We start from the raw sequence: 17,929 nt of genomic DNA on the forward strand, positions 1-17,929 counted from the left end.
CGCGTAGTGACACGTTATGATCGCTGTCCCAAAGTCTTCCTCTCCGCTATCGCCCTCGCAGCAACCGTCATCTATTGGTTATGAATCCTGACCCTAGAAGGAAAATCTGATTTGCTGTCTTCACCATTGAGGCCGTCCAGCACGATCCTGACCTTCTGTTCCGCAGAGTAAAGTTTGCGCGTCGCGCGACGAATGTCTTTACGACTTTCTCGCCGTGGCTCTGCTTGGTTCCGGGTTTCTGTCTCATCTCCACTTCTTGGTGGCCACGATGTACCAGCAGCGCTATCGCCATTCATCAACTCCGCTAGACAGGAGAAAGGCCCCGGAAGAATTCCGTGGCCGTTTTCTCATATCTCCAGCCAAAATGACCTATTGAAACGTTTAGGTCATGTCGCGTGACACGCCACATATATTTCGTTCAGCGCTTCATACCTATCCGCATTTGGAATGACCGCAGTTGCGGCAGGTCATGCAGCCTTCGATCATGACCATGTCGTACTGACCGCAGGACGGGCAGGCTTTGCCGCGTGGCGCGTCCAGGTTCACCACTTGCGCCTGGGGATCGGATTTCAACCCCATCCCCTCGCCTTCCAGAAAGCCGATGGCGACCATGTGCTGTTCGATCACGCCCCCGATCGCGGCCAGGATCGATGGGATATACTTGCCTTTGACCCACGCCCCGCCGCGCGGGTCGAAAACGGCTTTCAGCTCTTCGACCACAAAGGACACGTCCCCACCCCGACGGAACACGGCCGAGATCATCCGCGTCAGCGCCAGTGTCCAGGCGTAATGTTCCATGTTCTTGGAGTTGATGAACACTTCGAACGGGCGGCGGCGGCCCGAGATGATGATGTCGTTTATAGTCAGATAAATCGCGTGCTCGCTATCGGGCCATTTCAACTTGTAAGTCGACCCCTCCAGCGATTGCGGGCGATCCAGCGGTTCGGACATGTAGATGACGTCGCCGTGGGGGCGCTGAGGTTCGGCGTCATCTGAATTCGAAATAACTTCGGGTGCAGATTTGGTGTCTCCAAACAGAATCCAGCCAGCAGGGACTTTTAGCGCCCTCGCTGCTTTCTCCGCGAGGTCTTTTGAAAGTTCACGCTTACCGTTTAGAACAGGTCCAATAACTTGCTCTGAAGTGCCGATAGCCTCGGCCAATGCGCGCTTCGATGAAATTCCCGCATTTTCCCTAGCCCAATCTAGACGGGCGGACACAGTCTCCAACTGGGGCAACGCTTTAGTATCCTCAGCCACACTCAAAACGCTCCCCGTCACATCGTTGGGGCGATAGGTCGTGCACCCTTTGCAGCCCTGATCCCAGGCCTGCATGTAGACATCCTTGAAGGCGTCAAAGCTGATATCTTCCGGGCAGTTGATGGTCTTGGAGATCGAGCTGTCGATCCATTTCTGCGCTGCCGCCTGCATCTTGACGTGATCCGACGGTGTCAGAGTCTGGGCATTGACGAAATAGTCCGGCAGCGCTGCGTCGCCAAACTTGTCGCGCCACATCTGAACGGCGTAATCCACGACCTCTTCTTCGGTGCGCGAGCCGTCTTTTTGCAGAACCTTGCGGGTGTAGGCATAGGCAAAGACCGGTTCAATCCCCGACGACACATTCCCGGCATAAAGCGAAATCGTGCCCGTGGGTGCGATCGAGGTCAGCAGAGCGTTGCGGATACCATGTTCGCGGATCGCATCGCGGACGTCGTCATCCATTTGCTGCATTGTGCCGCTGGCCAGGTATTTCTCGGCGTCGAACAGGGGGAACGCGCCTTTTTCCTTAGCCAGATCGACCGAGGCCAGATATGCGGCGCGGGCGATTGCGTGCAACCAGCGTTCCGTCTGGCGCGCCGCCTCGTCGGACCCATAGCGCAAGCCCAGCATCAGCAGCGCATCCGCAAGACCCGTCACGCCCAGCCCGATGCGGCGCTTGTCCTGCGCTTCCGCCTCTTGCTCGGCCAACGGGAATTTTGAGGCGTCCACGACGTTATCCATCATGCGCACGGCTGTCGCGACCAGTTCCTGCAACGCCGGTTCATCCAGGTGCGCGGCATCCCCGAACGGTTCGGCAACCAGCCGCGCCAGATTGATCGAGCCCAGCAGGCAAGCCCCGTATGGCGGCAGAGGCTGCTCGCCACAGGGGTTCGTCGCGGCAATGGTTTCAACATAGCTCAGGTTGTTGGCCTGATTGATGCGGTCGATGAAGATCACGCCCGGTTCGGCATAATCGTACGTGGCCTGCATGATCTTGTTCCACAGATCGCGCGCCTGCACGGTGTGATAGATCTTGCCGTCGAATTGCAACTCCCACGGGCCGTCGGCCTTGACCGCCTCCATGAAGGGATCGGTCACCAGCACCGACATGTTGAACATGCGCAGGCGGGCCGGGTCGGATTTGGCGGTGATGAACTGTTCGATATCGGGGTGATCGCAGCGCATGGTGGCCATCATCGCCCCCCGGCGAGAACCCGCGGACATGATCGTGCGGCACATTGCGTCCCACACATCCATAAAGCTGAGAGGGCCCGAGGCATCCGCCGCCACGCCTTTTACATCCGCGCCGCGCGGCCGGATGGTCGAAAAATCATAGCCGATCCCGCCCCCCTGCTGCATGGTCAGCGCGGCCTCTTTCAGCATGTCAAAGATGCCGCCCATGCTGTCGGGGATGGTGCCCATAACGAAGCAGTTGAACAGTGTCACCTGCCGCGCGGTGCCTGCGCCAGCAGTGATGCGCCCGGCGGGCAGATATTTGAAATCTTCCAGTGCCTCGTAGAACCTGTCTTCCCAATGATCCGGGTCGTCCTCGACCCGCGCGAGGTCACGGGCGATGCGTCGCCAGCTGTCTTCAACCGTCTGATCGATGGGCGTGCCATCCGCCTGTTTGAAGCGGTATTTCATGTCCCAGATCTGCTCGGCGATGGGGGCGGCAAAGCGGCTCATTGGTGATTCCCTGTGCTGAAAGAGGTATCCAGACTAACACCCACTACACCTTGATGAAAGCCAATCCTGAGCTACAATGGATAGATAGCAAAGGGACGACTCTGTGGGAAAGCTGTGGATAAGTACGTGAACCTCATCAAACTTTCGGTTGGTTCGGAAAGCGTGGACTCTCTGATCGCGTGGCAAGACAGCCACAAACCGCTTTATGAGGACGGATATCCGCGCCACGTAACCCGCATGTGGCCCAAACGTGATGCCGAGATTCTGAATGGCGGATCAATCTATTGGGTCATCAAGGGTGTCGTACAGTGCCGTCAGCGTATTCTGCGCCTGGACGAGGTGATCGGCGAGGACGGTATCCGCCGCTGCGCCATCGTTCTCGACCCTAACGTACATCGGACCCAGAACGCCTTGAAACGCCCGTTTCAGGGTTGGCGATACCTGAAGCCCGAAGATACACCAGCCGACTTGCCGAAAGGGCGCGCGCAGGATGACACCCTGCCCGATGATCTGAACCGCGCCCTTGCGGATATCGGTGTGCTGTAGTTACCGCAGCCGATCCAGCAATTCCGTCAGAACCGCCTTATCCGCCGCGTCGACCTTTGCAACCCGGCTGCGCCACAACGTGGCCTGCGATTGCAGGATCAGACCGTCCGACAGGATCTTGAGGTGGTTTGCCCGCAGGGTTTCACCTGAGGAGGTGATATCAGCAATTGCCTCGGCTGTTTCGTTCATGACCGTACCTTCGGTCGCCCCCTGGCTGTCGACCAGAGTGTAGTCGGCCACGCCCGCGTCGGTCAGGAACTCCCGCACCAGTCGGTGATATTTGGTGGCGATCCGCAGCCGGTGGCCGTGGGTGTTGCGAAATGCTGCTGCCGCCGCATCGAGATCGTCCAGCGTGTCCACATCGACCCAGCAGGCGGGTGTGGCAATGATCAGATCGGCTTTGCCAAAGCCCAGCTGCGCAATCTCTTCGACCTGCTGTTCCCAGCGTGGCAGCTTCTCATGCACCAGATCGATGCCGGTGACGCCCAGATGAATACGTCCCGACGCAAGTTCGCGCGGAATCTCACCCGCCGACAACAGAACCAGCGAGACGCCGTCAATCCCGTCAACCCTACCCGCATATTCCCTGTCCGAGCCGTTGCGGGACAGCATGATGCCATGTTTTTCGAACCATGAAACGGTCTTTTCCATCAACCGGCCTTTCGAGGGCACGCCCAGTTTCACACTCATTGCGCGGCCTCCTCGATTTCAAGCATCAGGTCCGGGCGGATCACGCCACCGATTGCGGGGATTTCGGCTCCATCGCCCAAGCGGCGCGTCAGCGCATCATAGCGCCCACCGGTGGCGACAGGCGGCAGGTCGGGACGGCCTTCGGCGTAGAACCCAAAGACAAACCCGTCATAATATTCCATTGATGTCCGGCCATAAGACGCTTCGAAATCCAGCCGTGCGACATCGACACCACGCGCCTGCAGGGCTGCGATCCGCGCCTCCAACCGGTCCAGAGCCGGGGTGATCTGCGGCAGATCCACTGCCACATCCCTCAGCTGTTCCAACGCGAAGGGCATGGTTTCACGCACATTCAGCAGCGTTTCCAACCCGGCCAGCTCATTGTCAGAGATCGGCGGCGCAGCGCGATCTTCGCGCAGGGCTTTGATCCGGTCGGCAATCTCGGGCGCGCGACGCTTGCCGATCATCGGAACATCAATCGCCATCGGGTCGTCCGCGTCCAAAAGCGCGTCACGGCCTTCGGGCCCCGGTTTACGCCCTGCAAACCGGTCCAGCAGCGCACGAAACCGGCGCGGCCGCCACAGGTGCCGCATCAGCGCGGCCTTGCGGCGGTCTGTGGTCCGAAGCCCTTCGACAGCCGCGGTTAGGATACCGATATCCCCGGTCGCTGCGCGCAGAGGCAGCCCGCGCAGTTGCAGCGCCATCAGCGAAAACACTTCGGCATCGGCACCAGCGGGATCATCGCGGTCAAAAACCTCGTACCCCACCTGAATATATTCGTTCGAACGGTCCGGGTCGTGTTCCTGACGGCGGAACACCTCACCTGAATAGGTATAGCGCGCTGGCTCGGCCCCGTCCCGCATGTGCATCTGAACAACAGGCAGGGTGAAATCCGGGCGCAGCATCTGCTCGCCCCGCAGCGCGTCCGAGGTGACGTAGGCACGGGCGCGGATATCCTCGCCATAGAGGTCCAGCAACATTTCAGCGGGTTGCAACAGGGGCGTATCCACCACTTGCGCGCCCGCAGCCTCGAACCGGACACGCATCATCGCGGCGCGGGCCTGTATCTGGGAACGGTTGGGCATGGGTCAGTCCTGACTGTCCAGAATTTCACGCACTTTCGCGACCAGATCAGAGCGCGATACTTCGAACTGACTGGGGCGTTCTTTCCATTCCTCCAGCGTGGCGCTTTCGGCGATCTTAGCCCCTAGGATCAGGTCCTTGATCTGCACGATGCCTTTTGCCTTTTCGTCCCCACCTTCGATCACCGCAACCGGAGAGTTGCGCTTGTCCGCGTATTTCAACTGGTTGCCAAAGTTCTTGGGATTGCCCAGATACACCTCGGCCCGGATGCCTGCATTGCGCAGCTCGGCTACCATCGCCTGATAATCGGCCATCCTGTCGCGATCCATGACGGTGACGACCACGGGGCCTTTGGCGTGGGCGCTGATCCGACCCTTTTCGCGCAGCGCGGCGAGCAAGCGATCAACTCCGATGGACACGCCGGTCGCGGGCACTTCCTGCCCGGTGAACCGCTTGACCAGATCGTCATAGCGCCCGCCGCCCGCGACCGAGCCGAATTGCCGCTTGCGACCCTTTTCGTCGAAGATTTCAAACGTCAGCTCGGCCTCATAGACCGGACCGGTGTAGTAGCCGAGGCCGCGGACGACGGAGGGATCAATGACAATGCGGTCGGGGCCGTAGCCGCCGGCGGAGAGAAGTTCAGCGATCTGTTCCAGTTCAGTAATCCCATCCGCCCCGATCTCGCTGTCACCAACAGCAATGCGGAGGTTGGCCAGCGTACCGGCCGTATCGACGGCCTTGGAGGTAAGAAAGGCGATCACCGGGTCTGCCTGATCATCGCTGAGACCAACGCCGTCGATAAACGCGCCCGACGCGTCCAGACGACCCTTGGTCAGCAACTCGCGCACACCCTGTTCACCCACTTTGTCGAACTTGTCGATGGTGCGGAGCACTGCGTCGCGTGTAGCGGTAAACATAGCCGCTCCGATAGTCTCACGGCGATCGTCCGAGCCGAAGCTTGCTTCTGGATTAAGACCCATCGCCTCCAACACACCGTTCAAAACCTTCCGGTTATTCACCCGGATCAGGTAGTCGCCGCGCGGGATGCCAACCTCTTCCAGCGTGTCAGCCAGCATTGCGCAGATCTCGGCATCAGCAGCCATCGAGGCGGTTCCGACCGTATCCGCATCGCACTGATAGAACTGCCGAAAGCGCCCCGGCCCCGGCTTTTCGTTGCGCCAGACCGGACCCATTGCATAGCGGCGGTAAGGCGTCGGCAGGTCGTTGCGGTGCTGGGCGTAGACACGGGCCAGTGGCGCGGTCAGGTCATAGCGCAGGGCCATCCAGTCGCCATTTCCGCCCTCGTCAAACTCCTGCCACGCAAAGACGCCTTCGTTCGGGCGGTCCACGTCGGGCAGGAACTTGCCCAGCGCCTCGACGGTTTCCACCGCGCTGCTTTCCAGCGCGTCAAAACCGTACCGATGATAGACACCCGCAATCGTCCTCAGCATCTCGGTGCGCTGCGTGACTTCCTCGCCGAAATAGTCACGGAACCCTTTCGGCGTTTCGGCCTTGGGGCGGGGCTGTTTCTTGGGCTTGGCCATGTGGGGCGTCCTTGGGAGTGTACCTGTTCCGCGCGCGGTCTATCCCATGGCCCGCATCTGGGCAAGGCGCGCTTTCTCTGGCCAAGGCGTCACAGGGTCGCTATGTGCAGCCTGAAAGACAGGAGCATTCCATGCAGCATCTGGAAGAACAGATTGCCCATCTGACCCGCACGGTTGACGAATTGAACGCGGTTGTCACCCGGCAACAGGCCGAGATTGACCGGCTGACCCGCCGTGTCGAGATGCTGCTGCACCGTGAGGCCGAGCGCGCACAGGAAGGGTCAGGCGGCGTTGTCCTTGGTGACGAACGTCCGCCACATTACTGAAAGCTTACAGCCCCAGCGTTGATTTCACCGCGTCGTCGACGACGCCACCCAGCAGGGCGTTTTCATCCCCGGCGCAGCCGTCTTTCAGAGCCGCCACAAATGTTTCGCGCAGCGTGGCCTTTTCCTCGTCCGAACTGGCATGAGCTTCGAGGTCGACCTGACGGTTATAAAGGGACAACGCCGTCATCTTGCCGACCACGTCCACAATGTATTCTTCATTCCCGTCAGCCTCTTCGATGACCGACGCGCATGTGTGATACATGAGCGGCAGCGCCGCTTGCACCATCTGTTCGGCTTCCTCGTCCGCAAGGGCATAGCCGGGCCCTGTAAGCAGCGCGGCGGTTGTGATCACTTTCATCGCGTTCAAACGCATCATCCCGCCCCCGCTTATTTCGAGTTCGCGCCGATCAGCGCACCAGCAATTGCCCCTGCGGCGGCACCCTTGCCGTCGCCGATCAAGGCCCCGACCCCGGCCCCGATCACAGCACCTTTGATCGTGTTCTCTTTCTTCTTGTCGTCCGCAAGCGTGGCTGTCGCCGAAACCAAAGCCAGCGATGCCGCCGCCCCCAATGCAATCGTTCTGAAATTGAGACCTGCAATCGTCATATCAACGCCCTCCCGTGGCATGAGTAGAAGACATATTTGCAAGGTCAGCCTAGCGATGCGCTAATTGTCTGGCAACAAAGCGATGTCAGATCTCTTCGACGGTCATCACGCCTTCCAGCGATTTGATCGCGCCCTTGATCTGCGGGTTTATCGGAAACACGCGCCCCAGGTCGATTTCGACGTCGCCGGGCAGGCCGGGGTCCAGCAACAGCAGCTGGATCGGGCCGCGGGCCGCACCCTTGGCAGCGGTTGCGGCTTCTTCTAGAACCGTTGCAATCGTCGACACTGCCCGCGCTTCATCTACAAAGATGCGCAGACCCGTCGCCCCGGCTTCGGCCACCACAGAATCCGCTGGTCCAACCGAACGACCCAGCAGCTTGAGCTGATCGGACTCCATCGTCGCCTCAACGGTCAGAACCACCTGAGCGCCGGTTTCCAGAAACTCGCGGCATTTCTCCAGCGTGTCGGAAAACAGCGTGACCTCATAAGCGCCGGTCGGGTCCGAAAGCTGGGCAAAGGCGAACCGGTTGCCCTTGGCCGATTTCCGTTCCTGCCGCCCGGCAACCACTCCGGCCATCTTGGCAATCAGCGGGCCAGAACGGGCTTTCTCGGTCACCTCGTCCAGCGTCAGAACCTGTTTACGCTTCAAGGCCGGCATATAGTCATCCAGCGGATGACCAGAGAGGTAGAAGCCGATGGCCTTGAACTCTTCGCTCAGACGTTCCGCGGGCAACCAGTCGGGGGTCGGCGACAGGCGTGGTTCGGGCAGGTCATCTCCGGCCTCGCCAAACAGCGACACTTGGTTCGAATTCTTCTGTTCATGGATCGCTGCCGAATACTGCACCAGCGCATCTAGGCTTTCAAACACACGGCGGCGGTTCCGGTCCAGCTCATCAAAGGCCCCGGCGCGGGCCAGCATCTCAAGCGGGCGTTTGCCCACTTTCTTCAAATCCACGCGGCGGGCGAAATCGAACAGGTTGACAAATGGCTTGTCCGCGCGACCCGCAACGATCAGGTTCATCGCCTCGACACCCACATTCTTGAGCGCGCCCAGCGCATAGACCAGATGTCCGTTATCAACATCGAACGTGGCCTGAGAGCGGTTCACACAAGGTGGAATATACGGCAGTTCCAGCCCTTTTCGGACCTCTTCGAAATAGATCGCCAGCTTGTCGGTCAGATGAATATCGCAATTCATGACACCCGCCATGAATTCGACCGGATGGTTCGCCTTCAACCAGCCGGTTTGATAGCTGACCACCGCATAGGCGGCGGCGTGGGATTTGTTGAAGCCGTAATTGGCGAATTTTTCCAGCAGGTCGAAGACTTCGCTGGCTTTCTTGGCATCCACCCCGTTTTCTGCCGCGCCTTTTTCGAATTTGGGGCGTTCAGCATCCATCGCCTCTTTGATCTTTTTACCCATCGCGCGGCGCAGCAGGTCCGCGCCGCCCAGGCTGTACCCGGCCATCACCTGTGCGATCTGCATCACCTGTTCCTGATAGACGATGATGCCCTGGGTTTCCTCAAGAATGTGGTCGATCAGCGGATGAACGGAAGTGATCTCGCGCAGCCCGTTCTTGACCTCGCAATAGGTCGGGATGTTCTCCATCGGGCCGGGACGATAGAGCGCGACGAGGGCCACGATATCCTCGATACAGGTGGGTTTCATGCGCTTGAGCGCGTCCATCATGCCCGAGGATTCAACCTGGAACACCGCGACCGTCTTGGCCGCTGAATAGAGCTTATACGTCGCTTCGTCATCCAATGGGATGGCGTTGATCTGGTTCTCGGCCCCCTCGGCAGGTTCGTAAAGCTCGGTGCCATCGGCGGCGATATGCAACTTCCGTCCGGACTTGAAGATCAAGTCCATCGCGTTCTGGATCACGGTCAGGGTTTTCAGACCCAGAAAGTCGAACTTTACCAGCCCGGCCTGTTCCACCCATTTCATGTTGAACTGGGTTGCAGGCATGTCGGATCGCGGGTCCTGATAGATCGGCACCAGCGCGTCCAGTGGCCGGTCGCCAATCACAACCCCAGCCGCGTGGGTCGAGGCGTTGCGCAGCAGCCCTTCGACCTGCTGGCCATACGTCAGCAGACGATCTACCACCTCTTCGTTGCGCGCTTCTTCCCGCAGGCGCGGCTCGTCCTTCAGGGCTTTTTCGATGGAAACCGGTTTGACGCCTTCCACAGGGATCATCTTGGACAGACGGTCCACCTGCCCGTAAGGCATTTGCAGCACCCGCCCGATATCGCGTACGGCGGCCTTGGACAGCAAGGCACCAAAAGTGATGATCTGCCCCACCTTGTCGCGCCCGTATTTCTGCTGCACGTAGCGGATCACCTCTTCGCGGCGATCCATGCAGAAGTCGATATCGAAGTCGGGCATCGAAACCCGTTCGGGATTTAGGAACCGTTCAAACAGCAGGCTGTAACGCAGCGGATCGAGGTCGGTAATTGTCAGCGCATAAGCCACCAGCGAGCCCGCACCCGATCCCCGCCCCGGTCCAACCGGAATATCGTGATCCTTGGCCCATTGGATAAAGTCGGCAACGATCAGGAAGTAACCAGGAAAGCCCATCCCTTCGATGATGCCAAGTTCGAAATCCAACCGCTCCTGATATTCCTCGGCCGTCACCGCATGGGGGATCACGGCCAGACGTTTCTGCAAGCCCTCGTTGGCGATGCGGCGCAGTTCAGCGACCTCGTCATCGGCGAATTTCGGCAGGATCGGATCACGTCGATAGGCCATAAAAGCGCAGCGTCTGGCAATCTCGACCGTGTTCTCGATGGCCTCGGGCAAATCGGCAAACAGCGTCGCCATCTCTTGCTGCGACTTGAAATAGTGCTGCGCGGTCAGGCGGCGGCGGCCTTCCTGCTGGTCGACATAGGCCCCTTCGGCGATACAGATCAGCGCATCATGGGCCTCGTACATATCCGAGGTCGGGAAATAGACGTCATTGGTGGCAACCAGCGGCAGGTTCTTGGCATAGGCCATCTCGATATGGCCGCGCTCGGTCTGGCGTTCGGCCTCGGGTTGGCCGTCTTCACCTGGGTGACGCTGGAGTTCGATATACAGACGATCCGGGAAAATCGCGGCCAACCGATCCACCAGCGCCTCGGCCGCCGGACGTTGCCCCTGTTGCAACAGGCGGCCCACCGGCCCGTCAGGCCCTCCGGACAGGCAGATCAGCCCGTCGGCGCGGTCCGCAAGCTCGTCCAGCGTGACCTGCGGCAACTGCCCGCCCTTGTCCACGTAAAGGCACGTGCTCAGCTTCATCAGGTTCTCGTACCCCGCCTCGGACTGTGCCAGCAGAACAAGCGGCGCGGGCGATTTTTGTTTTTCCCCCGGTTGCGACTGCACATAAGTCAGATCAACCTGACATCCCATGATCGGCTGGACACCGGCCTGACTGGCTGTCACCGAAAATTCCAGCGCTGAAAACATGGAATTCGTGTCAGTCACCGCAACGGCAGGCATCCCCATCTTCTCGCACAGGGCAGGCAGTTTTTTCAGCCGCACAGCCCCTTCCAGAAGGGAATATTCGGTGTGAACACGAAGGTGAATGAATCGGGGGGTACTGCTCATAAACGGCAGGCTACCCTAGCCGCGAGGCATGCAAAAGCCGGAACCTGCGCCGTTGTTTGGCAAAATAATCGTTTTCGATTATTCGGATTTTCCAGAAGGTGCTTCGGGAAGCGGTATCTTCACTGACAAAAAAACGCTTTAGTTTCAAGCAACTGATATTTAAACAGGGTGCGCAATTCCACGCCGATTGGCTGTAATGATGCATCATACAGGCAGTTTTTCTTGCCAGATCACGCATGCTGTTTCTAACATCCATTGGCAAGCTATCCGCCCGCCACTCTTTCTACGTCGCATCGAAGGAGGGCACCACCAGGGCGCAACCGGGTAAGGCGACGGGTTTCTCGAATGGACATCACGTTTCTTCTGAACGGAGAGACAGTGGAGCTGACGGACATCGATCCGACAGCCACTCTGCTGGATTGGCTGCGTGAAGATCGTGGCCTGACCGGCACCAAGGAAGGCTGCAACGAAGGCGATTGCGGTGCCTGCACTGTCATGGTGACGGATGCGGGTGGTGCAAAGGCCCTGAACTCGTGCATCCTTTTCTTGCCGCAACTGCATGGCAAGGCGGTTCGAACCGTCGAAGGCGCCAGCAGCCCCGATGGCGAGGTCCATCCGGTTCAGCAGGCCATGGTTGACCTGCACGGTTCGCAATGCGGCTTTTGCACGCCCGGTTTTGTCATGTCGATGGTGGCCGGTCACACCAATGGCGCGACGGATCACGATACACAGCTTGCCGGTAATCTGTGCCGTTGCACGGGTTACGCTCCCATTATTCGCGCAGCTGAAGCGGCTGAGAAGCAGCCCGTGCCTGTCTGGGTTAAGGACAAGCCTGTCGCAACGCCTGCCGCCTCACCCATGCTGCCGGGCTCGTCCGACGCGCTGGCTGCCGTATATGCCGAGAACCCGAATGCCACTTTGGTTGCGGGCGCAACAGACGTTGGGCTTTGGGTGACCAAGCAACTACGCGATCTTGATCCGGTGATCTTCCTGAACCGCTGTGACGATCTGAAAGAGATCACGATCACCGACGAAGAAATTCGTTTCGGTGCCATGGTCGATATGAACCGTATGGGCGAAGCCTTGGCGGACATTCACCCATCCTATGCAGAAATGATCCGGCGCTATGCCAGTGTTCAGGTCCGTCACGCGGCCACTGTGGGCGGCAACATCGCCAATGGCTCACCAATCGGAGACAACCCGCCCGCGCTGATCGCATTGGGTGCGACGCTGCACCTGCGCAAAGGTGATGAGCGCCGGTCAGTCCTGCTGGAAGACTTCTTCATCGATTACGGGAAACAGGACCGCGCACCGGGTGAGTTTGTCGAAGCCGTCAGCTTCCTGCGTCAGGCGGACCGGCTGAAATGCTACAAGCTGAGCAAACGGTTCGATCAGGATATCTCGGCGGTGTGCGGATGTTTCAACGTTACCATTTCGGACGGACAGGTGACAGATGCGCGCATCGCGTTTGGCGGTATGGCTGGCATTCCGAAACGGGCAACCCATGTCGAGGCCGCGCTGATCGGCAAACCGTGGGCGCGCGAGGCGATTGACGCCGCTCTGCCCGCTTTTGCCGACGATTATTCACCGCTTACGGATATGCGCGCCTCGGCCACGTACAGGCTTGAGACCGCCAAAGCGATGCTGGAACGGTACTTCCTTGAGGATCAGGGCCAAGTGACCAACGTGCTGGAGGTATCGGCATGAGCGTATCCAAACCCCTTCCCCATGACGCGGCACCGCTACACGTATCCGGTTCCGCCCGGTATGTGGACGACATCCCGACGCCAAAGGGCACATTGCATCTGGCCTTTGGCCTGAGCCCGATCGCCAAGGGCACGATTACCGCGATGGACCTGTCTGCCGTGAAAGCGGCACCCGGGGTCGTCAGGGTCATGACGGCACAGGACCTGCCCTTTGCCAACGATGTTTCGCCCTCGATCCATGACGAGCCTTTGCTGTCCGACGGGACGGTTCACTATATCGGCCAGCCTGTTTTCCTTGTGGTTGCCACCAGCCATCTGGCCGCCCGCAAGGCGGTTCGGCTGGGCAAGATCGACTATGCCGAGGAAACACCGATCCTGACGGTGGAAGAGGCTTTGGCCGCAGACAGCCGCTTTGAAGACGGGCCCCGCATCTATGCCAAGGGCGATGCGGACGCCGCGATTGAAAGCGCCGCCCACGTCATCGACGGAACGTTCGAGATCGGCGGTCAGGAGCATTTCTATCTGGAAGGTCAGGCTGCGCTTGCCGTGCCGAATGAAGGCGGCGACATGCTGGTCCACAGCTCGACCCAGCACCCGACCGAGATACAGCACAAGGTGGCGGACGCTCTGGGCCTGCCCATGCATGCGATCCGCGTCGAAACCCGGCGCATGGGTGGCGGATTCGGTGGCAAGGAAAGCCAGGGGAACGCGCTGGCCGTTGCCTGCGCGGTGGCTGCGCGGGCAACCGGCAAAGCCTGCAAGATGCGCTATGACCGCGATGATGACATGATCATCACCGGCAAACGCCACGCCTTCCGGATTTCCTATCGCGCGGGGTTTGACGAACAGGGTCACATTCAGGGCGTGTCCTTTCTGCAATACGCGATTTGCGGCTGGGCACAGGACCTGTCCCTGCCCGTCGCCGACCGTGCGATGCTGCATTCTGACAATGCCTACCTGCTGCCCAATGCCCGGATTGAAAGCCACCGGCTGAAGACCAACACGCAGTCAGCCACCGCCTATCGCGGGTTTGGTGGCCCGCAGGGGATGGTTGCCATCGAACGGGTGATGGACCACGCCGCGCATGAACTTGGGTTGGACCCGGTGGAATTGCGCCGTCGCAACTATTACGAGCCCGCGCATAAGGTTGCCGAAGCCCAACCCCACGAAAAACCGCTGGGTCATCCCGACCCGCACGAAGACCTGACCAGCCGTGGCGCAGTGGAAACAGGGACCGCCCCGGTCCGCCCCCTGCCCGCTGGTGGCAACACGACGCCCTACGGCATGGAGGTCAGCGATTTCGAACTGCATGGCATGACCGAAGCGCTGATGAAGTCCAGCGACTATGCCGCGCGCAAAGCGGCCATCGAGAAATGGAATGCCGAAAACAGCGTGATCAAGAAGGGCATCGCCTTTTCTCCGGTCAAGTTCGGTATTTCCTTCACACTGACCCATCTGAACCAGGCCGGTGCGCTGGTGCATGTGTATCAGGATGGTTCGGTCCACCTGAATCATGGTGGCACCGAGATGGGTCAGGGTCTGTTCCAGAAGGTCGCGCAAGTGGCCGCGTCGCGTTTCGGCATCCCGCTTGAGATGGTCAAGATCACCGCCACGGATACGGCCAAAGTGCCCAATACCTCGGCCACGGCGGCGTCTTCAGGCAGCGATCTGAACGGTATGGCGGTGAAAGCGGCCTGCGATACGATCCGCGACCGGATGGCCGATTATCTGGCTGAACGGCATCAGGCCGACCCTTCTGCGGTCACTTTCACGGATGGCCACGTTTCGGTTGGTGAAGAACGGTACACGTTCGCCGAAGCTGCCGCACTGGCCTATCAGGGTCGCATAAGCCTGTCGGCCACCGGCTTTTATAAAACGCCCAAGATCGAATGGGACCGGATCGCGGGGCGCGGTCGCCCGTTTTACTATTTCGCCTATGGTGCTTCGGTCACCGAGGTGGCTGTGGACACATTGACGGGCGAGAACCGCATTCTGCGCACAGATATCCTGCATGACGCGGGCGCTTCGCTGAACCCGGCGCTGGATGTCGGACAGGTCGAAGGCGGTTACGTGCAGGGCGCGGGCTGGCTGACAACCGAGGAACTAGTCTGGGACGGGAAGGGCAACCTGCGCACACATGCACCCTCGACCTACAAGATCCCGGCCTGTTCCGACCGGCCCGATATTTTCAACGTCGCACTTTGGGATGGCGAGAACCGAGAGGACACCATCTATCGCTCGAAAGCCGTGGGGGAACCCCCATTCATGCTGGGAATATCGGCCTGGCTGGCGCTTTCGAATGCGGTGGCGGCCTGCGGGGACACTTATCCGGCGCTCAACGCGCCCGCCACCGCCGAAGAGGTCTGGCGCGGCGTCCAGAGGATGAAGGGAGGCATCTGATGGGATTTGACCTTGAGGCTTTGAGGGAGGCGGTCAAAACCCACGGCAAAGTGGTCCGGGTGGTCATCGCCGGGATCAAAGGGTCGTCTCCACGTGAAGTCGGTGCCGCCATGCTGGTCTGGGACGGTGGGCAAAGCGGCACAATCGGCGGCGGAACACTGGAATACCAGGCGGCACATGCCGCACGGTTGCAAACCACGCCAACCCGCCTGACGCATCATGCGCTTGGACCCGAGTTGGGGCAATGCTGCGGCGGTGCCGTGTCGTTGCTGAGCGAGGTCTACGACGCAAAGACCGTCTATGATCTGGACGATGCGGTCATCGCGCGCCCGACCAAGGATGGCGCGATGCCCCTGTCGGTCAAGCGAATGCTGGCGACGGCGCGCGGACAGGGGATTGCGCCCGAACCGCAGCTGATTGACGGCTGGATGGTTGAACCCGTTCACAAGCCGACACGCAATCTGTGGATCTGGGGCGCGGGCCATGTCGGCCGGGCGCTGGTGGATGTGCTGTCCCCGCTTCCCGATCTTGCGATCACCTGGGTGGATACCAGCCGTCAGCGCTTTCCGGCCGCTGTGCCAGCGGGCGTGACAATTGTTCCGGCGGCAAAACCGGCCGAGCTGGTCCGCCATGCCCCATGTGACGCCGAACATCTTGTGCTTACATACTCGCATAATCTTGACTTTGAACTGTGCAACAGACTGCTTTTGCACGATTTTGGCTTTGCGGGGCTGATTGGCTCGGCTACGAAATGGGCGCGATTCCGGTCGCGGCTGGCCGCCCTTGGGCATCCGCCTGAACGGATTAGCCGGATCACCTGCCCGATCGGTGACCCGTCGATGGGGAAGCATCCGCATATGATCGCCGTGGGCGTCGCTGCACAATTGCTGCGCCCGGCCCTGCAAAACAAGTTGAAGAAGGACCTGAGCGCGTGACCATTCCACTTTTGAGCTTGCAAGGGCTGACCAAAGCCTACCCCGGTGTTGTGGCCAATGATCAGGTGTCCTTTGACATCGGTGAAGGCGAAGTGCACGCGCTGCTGGGTGAAAACGGCGCGGGGAAATCCACGCTGGTAAAAATGATCTATGGGCTTGTGAAGCCGGACAGCGGCACCATGAAACTGCGCGGCAATCCGTTTGCGCCGCCCGAACCCCGCGCGGCCCGTGCGGATGGGATCGCGATGGTGTTCCAGCATTTTTCGCTGTTTGACGCGCTGAACGTGGCCGAGAATATCGCGCTGGGGATGGAGAACCCGCCCCCGATGGGGGATCTGGCATCGCGCATTCGCGAAGTTTCGGAAACTTATGGCCTTCCGCTGGACCCGTTTCGCACGGTTGGCGACCTGTCCGCAGGCGAACGCCAGCGGGTCGAGATCATCCGCTGCCTGTTGCAGGACCCCAAGCTGCTGATCATGGACGAACCGACCTCGGTTCTGACCCCGCAAGAGGTCGATATTCTGTTTGAGACGCTGAACAAGCTACGCTCCGAGGGAACCTCGATCCTGTATATCTCGCATAAACTGGAGGAAATCCGAACGCTATGCGACCATGCTACGATCCTGCGTCTGGGCAAGAACGTGGGCGAATGTGTCCCCGCTGAAACCTCGGCGCGTGACATGGCCGAGATGATGGTCGGGTCAACCTTGCAGACGCCCGAACGCTCGGGCCGGGAACTGGGCGAGGTCGCGCTGGATGTCAGCGGGCTGTCAGTCCCCTCGCCTTCGGAATTCGGCACCGCATTGCGCAATGTGCACATGACGGTCCGCAAGGGCGAGGTTCTGGGCATCGGCGGCGTTGCCGGAAACGGGCAGGATGAGTTGCTGGGCGTGTTGTCCGGGGAAATCCTGACATCGGCGGATGCAATCAAGTTCAACGGTCAGGCGATCGGCAAGCTCGGCCCGACAGCGCGCCGTAAGCTGGGCGTTCTGACCGCGCCCGAGGAACGGTTAGGCCACGCAGCGGCACCCGACATGAGCCTGACCGAAAACGCTTTGCTGACCGGATCTGTGCGGGAAGGGCTTGAGAAAAATGGCTTCTTGAAATGGTCCGAAACCCGGAGTTTTGCCGAAAAGATCATCGAAGCCTTCGACGTTCGCACGCCCGGGCCCGAAAACGCAGCGCGGTCCTTGTCCGGCGGTAACCTGCAGAAATTCGTGATTGGACGCGAAGTGCTGCAAAACCCTGATGTGTTGGTGGTAAACCAGCCAACCTGGGGGGTGGATGCCGCGGCGGCCGCGTCGATCCGGCAAGCCATACTCGATCTTGCGGCGAAAGGCACAGCGGTGATCTGCATCTCGCAGGATCTGGATGAGCTGATGGAGATCTCGGACAGTTTTGCGGCCTTGAACGAAGGTCGGCTGAGCGCACCGCGTCCGACCACCGGCCTGACGGTGGATGAGATTGGCCTGATGATGGGCGGCGCCCATGGCATGGAGGTGGCACATGTGTGATCTGCTGGGCCGCCTTCGGCTAGAGTATTTGCGAAAAGATGAAACATCTG

At 60.0% G+C, this 17,929-nt stretch carries 13 protein-coding genes and 1 pseudogene; 7 read left to right on the forward strand and 7 right to left on the reverse strand.

Going from position 1 to position 17,929, the window contains the following annotated elements:
* Positions 1 to 84 (forward strand): annotated as a pseudogene (locus ACR0EK_RS19405) (IS5/IS1182 family transposase); the annotation flags it as partial.
* Between the two features lie 348 nt (positions 85 to 432).
* Here ACR0EK_RS19405 and ACR0EK_RS19410 read toward each other — a convergent pair.
* A complete protein-coding gene (locus tag ACR0EK_RS19410; protein WP_480901096.1) occupies positions 433 to 2,943 on the reverse strand; it encodes an adenosylcobalamin-dependent ribonucleoside-diphosphate reductase in 2,511 nt (836 codons plus the stop codon).
* Positions 2,944 to 3,057: 114 nt separating this feature from the next.
* Here ACR0EK_RS19410 and ACR0EK_RS19415 point away from each other — a divergent pair, with 114 nt between their 5' ends.
* Positions 3,058 to 3,489 (forward strand): DUF1489 family protein, encoded by a 432-nt coding sequence (locus ACR0EK_RS19415; protein WP_480901097.1) that lies wholly within the window; start codon positions 3,058 to 3,060, stop codon positions 3,487 to 3,489.
* On the opposite strand, the gene hisG is transcribed toward ACR0EK_RS19415, so the two are convergent.
* The 3 genes from hisG to hisS are packed head-to-tail and all read right to left on the reverse strand — an operon-like array spanning position 3,490 to position 6,806.
* On the reverse strand, positions 3,490 to 4,179 hold the full coding sequence (hisG, locus tag ACR0EK_RS19420; protein ID WP_480484818.1) for an ATP phosphoribosyltransferase: 690 nt from the start codon (positions 4,177 to 4,179) through the stop codon (positions 3,490 to 3,492).
* Positions 4,176 to 5,264 carry an ATP phosphoribosyltransferase regulatory subunit gene (locus ACR0EK_RS19425; protein WP_480831255.1) on the reverse strand — a complete coding sequence of 363 codons (1,089 nt, stop codon included), beginning with the start codon at positions 5,262 to 5,264 and terminating at the stop codon, positions 4,176 to 4,178. The genes hisG and ACR0EK_RS19425 overlap by 4 nt, the downstream gene beginning before the upstream one ends.
* A gap of 3 nt (positions 5,265 to 5,267) precedes the next feature.
* The gene (gene hisS / locus ACR0EK_RS19430; RefSeq protein ID WP_480968053.1) at positions 5,268 to 6,806 is read right to left on the reverse strand and encodes a histidine--tRNA ligase; all 1,539 of its coding nucleotides are present in this window, start codon (positions 6,804 to 6,806) and stop codon (positions 5,268 to 5,270) included.
* Positions 6,807 to 6,937: 131 nt separating this feature from the next.
* Here hisS and ACR0EK_RS19435 point away from each other — a divergent pair, with 131 nt between their 5' ends.
* The gene (locus ACR0EK_RS19435; RefSeq protein ID WP_480484821.1) at positions 6,938 to 7,132 is read left to right on the forward strand and encodes a SlyX family protein; all 195 of its coding nucleotides are present in this window, start codon (positions 6,938 to 6,940) and stop codon (positions 7,130 to 7,132) included.
* A 4-nt stretch (positions 7,133 to 7,136) separates the two neighbouring features.
* Here ACR0EK_RS19435 and ACR0EK_RS19440 read toward each other — a convergent pair whose 3' ends face one another.
* The 3 genes from ACR0EK_RS19440 to dnaE form a co-directional block, all read right to left on the reverse strand.
* Positions 7,137 to 7,508, reverse strand: a complete 372-nt coding sequence (locus tag ACR0EK_RS19440; protein WP_480774475.1) for a hypothetical protein — start codon at positions 7,506 to 7,508, stop codon at positions 7,137 to 7,139.
* Positions 7,509 to 7,519: 11 nt separating this feature from the next.
* Positions 7,520 to 7,738 carry a YMGG-like glycine zipper-containing protein gene (locus ACR0EK_RS19445; RefSeq protein ID WP_480774474.1) on the reverse strand — a complete coding sequence of 73 codons (219 nt, stop codon included), beginning with the start codon at positions 7,736 to 7,738 and terminating at the stop codon, positions 7,520 to 7,522.
* An 85-nt stretch (positions 7,739 to 7,823) separates the two neighbouring features.
* A complete protein-coding gene (gene dnaE / locus ACR0EK_RS19450; protein ID WP_480968054.1) occupies positions 7,824 to 11,324 on the reverse strand; it encodes a DNA polymerase III subunit alpha in 3,501 nt (1,166 codons plus the stop codon).
* A gap of 345 nt (positions 11,325 to 11,669) precedes the next feature.
* Here dnaE and xdhA point away from each other — a divergent pair, with 345 nt between their 5' ends.
* Genes xdhA through ACR0EK_RS19470 form a run of 4 tightly spaced genes read left to right on the forward strand, consistent with a single transcriptional unit; the run spans position 11,670 to position 17,879 of the window.
* A complete protein-coding gene (xdhA, locus tag ACR0EK_RS19455) occupies positions 11,670 to 13,031 on the forward strand; it encodes a xanthine dehydrogenase small subunit (RefSeq protein WP_480912250.1) in 1,362 nt (453 codons plus the stop codon).
* Entirely contained in the window at positions 13,028 to 15,430 is a 2,403-nt protein-coding gene (gene xdhB, locus ACR0EK_RS19460; RefSeq protein ID WP_480968055.1) for a xanthine dehydrogenase molybdopterin binding subunit, read from the forward strand. The genes xdhA and xdhB overlap by 4 nt, the downstream gene beginning before the upstream one ends.
* The gene (gene xdhC, locus ACR0EK_RS19465) at positions 15,430 to 16,365 is read left to right on the forward strand and encodes a xanthine dehydrogenase accessory protein XdhC (RefSeq protein ID WP_480871535.1); all 936 of its coding nucleotides are present in this window, start codon (positions 15,430 to 15,432) and stop codon (positions 16,363 to 16,365) included. Before xdhB ends, xdhC begins: the two co-directional genes overlap by 1 nt.
* Positions 16,362 to 17,879: an ABC transporter ATP-binding protein gene (locus ACR0EK_RS19470; RefSeq protein ID WP_480488998.1), complete on the forward strand. Its 1,518-nt coding sequence runs from the start codon at positions 16,362 to 16,364 to the stop codon at positions 17,877 to 17,879. The genes xdhC and ACR0EK_RS19470 overlap by 4 nt, the downstream gene beginning before the upstream one ends.
* Positions 17,880 to 17,929 lie beyond the last annotated feature (50 nt).

It is taken from the genome of Ruegeria sp. AE4, from assembly GCF_056542185.1.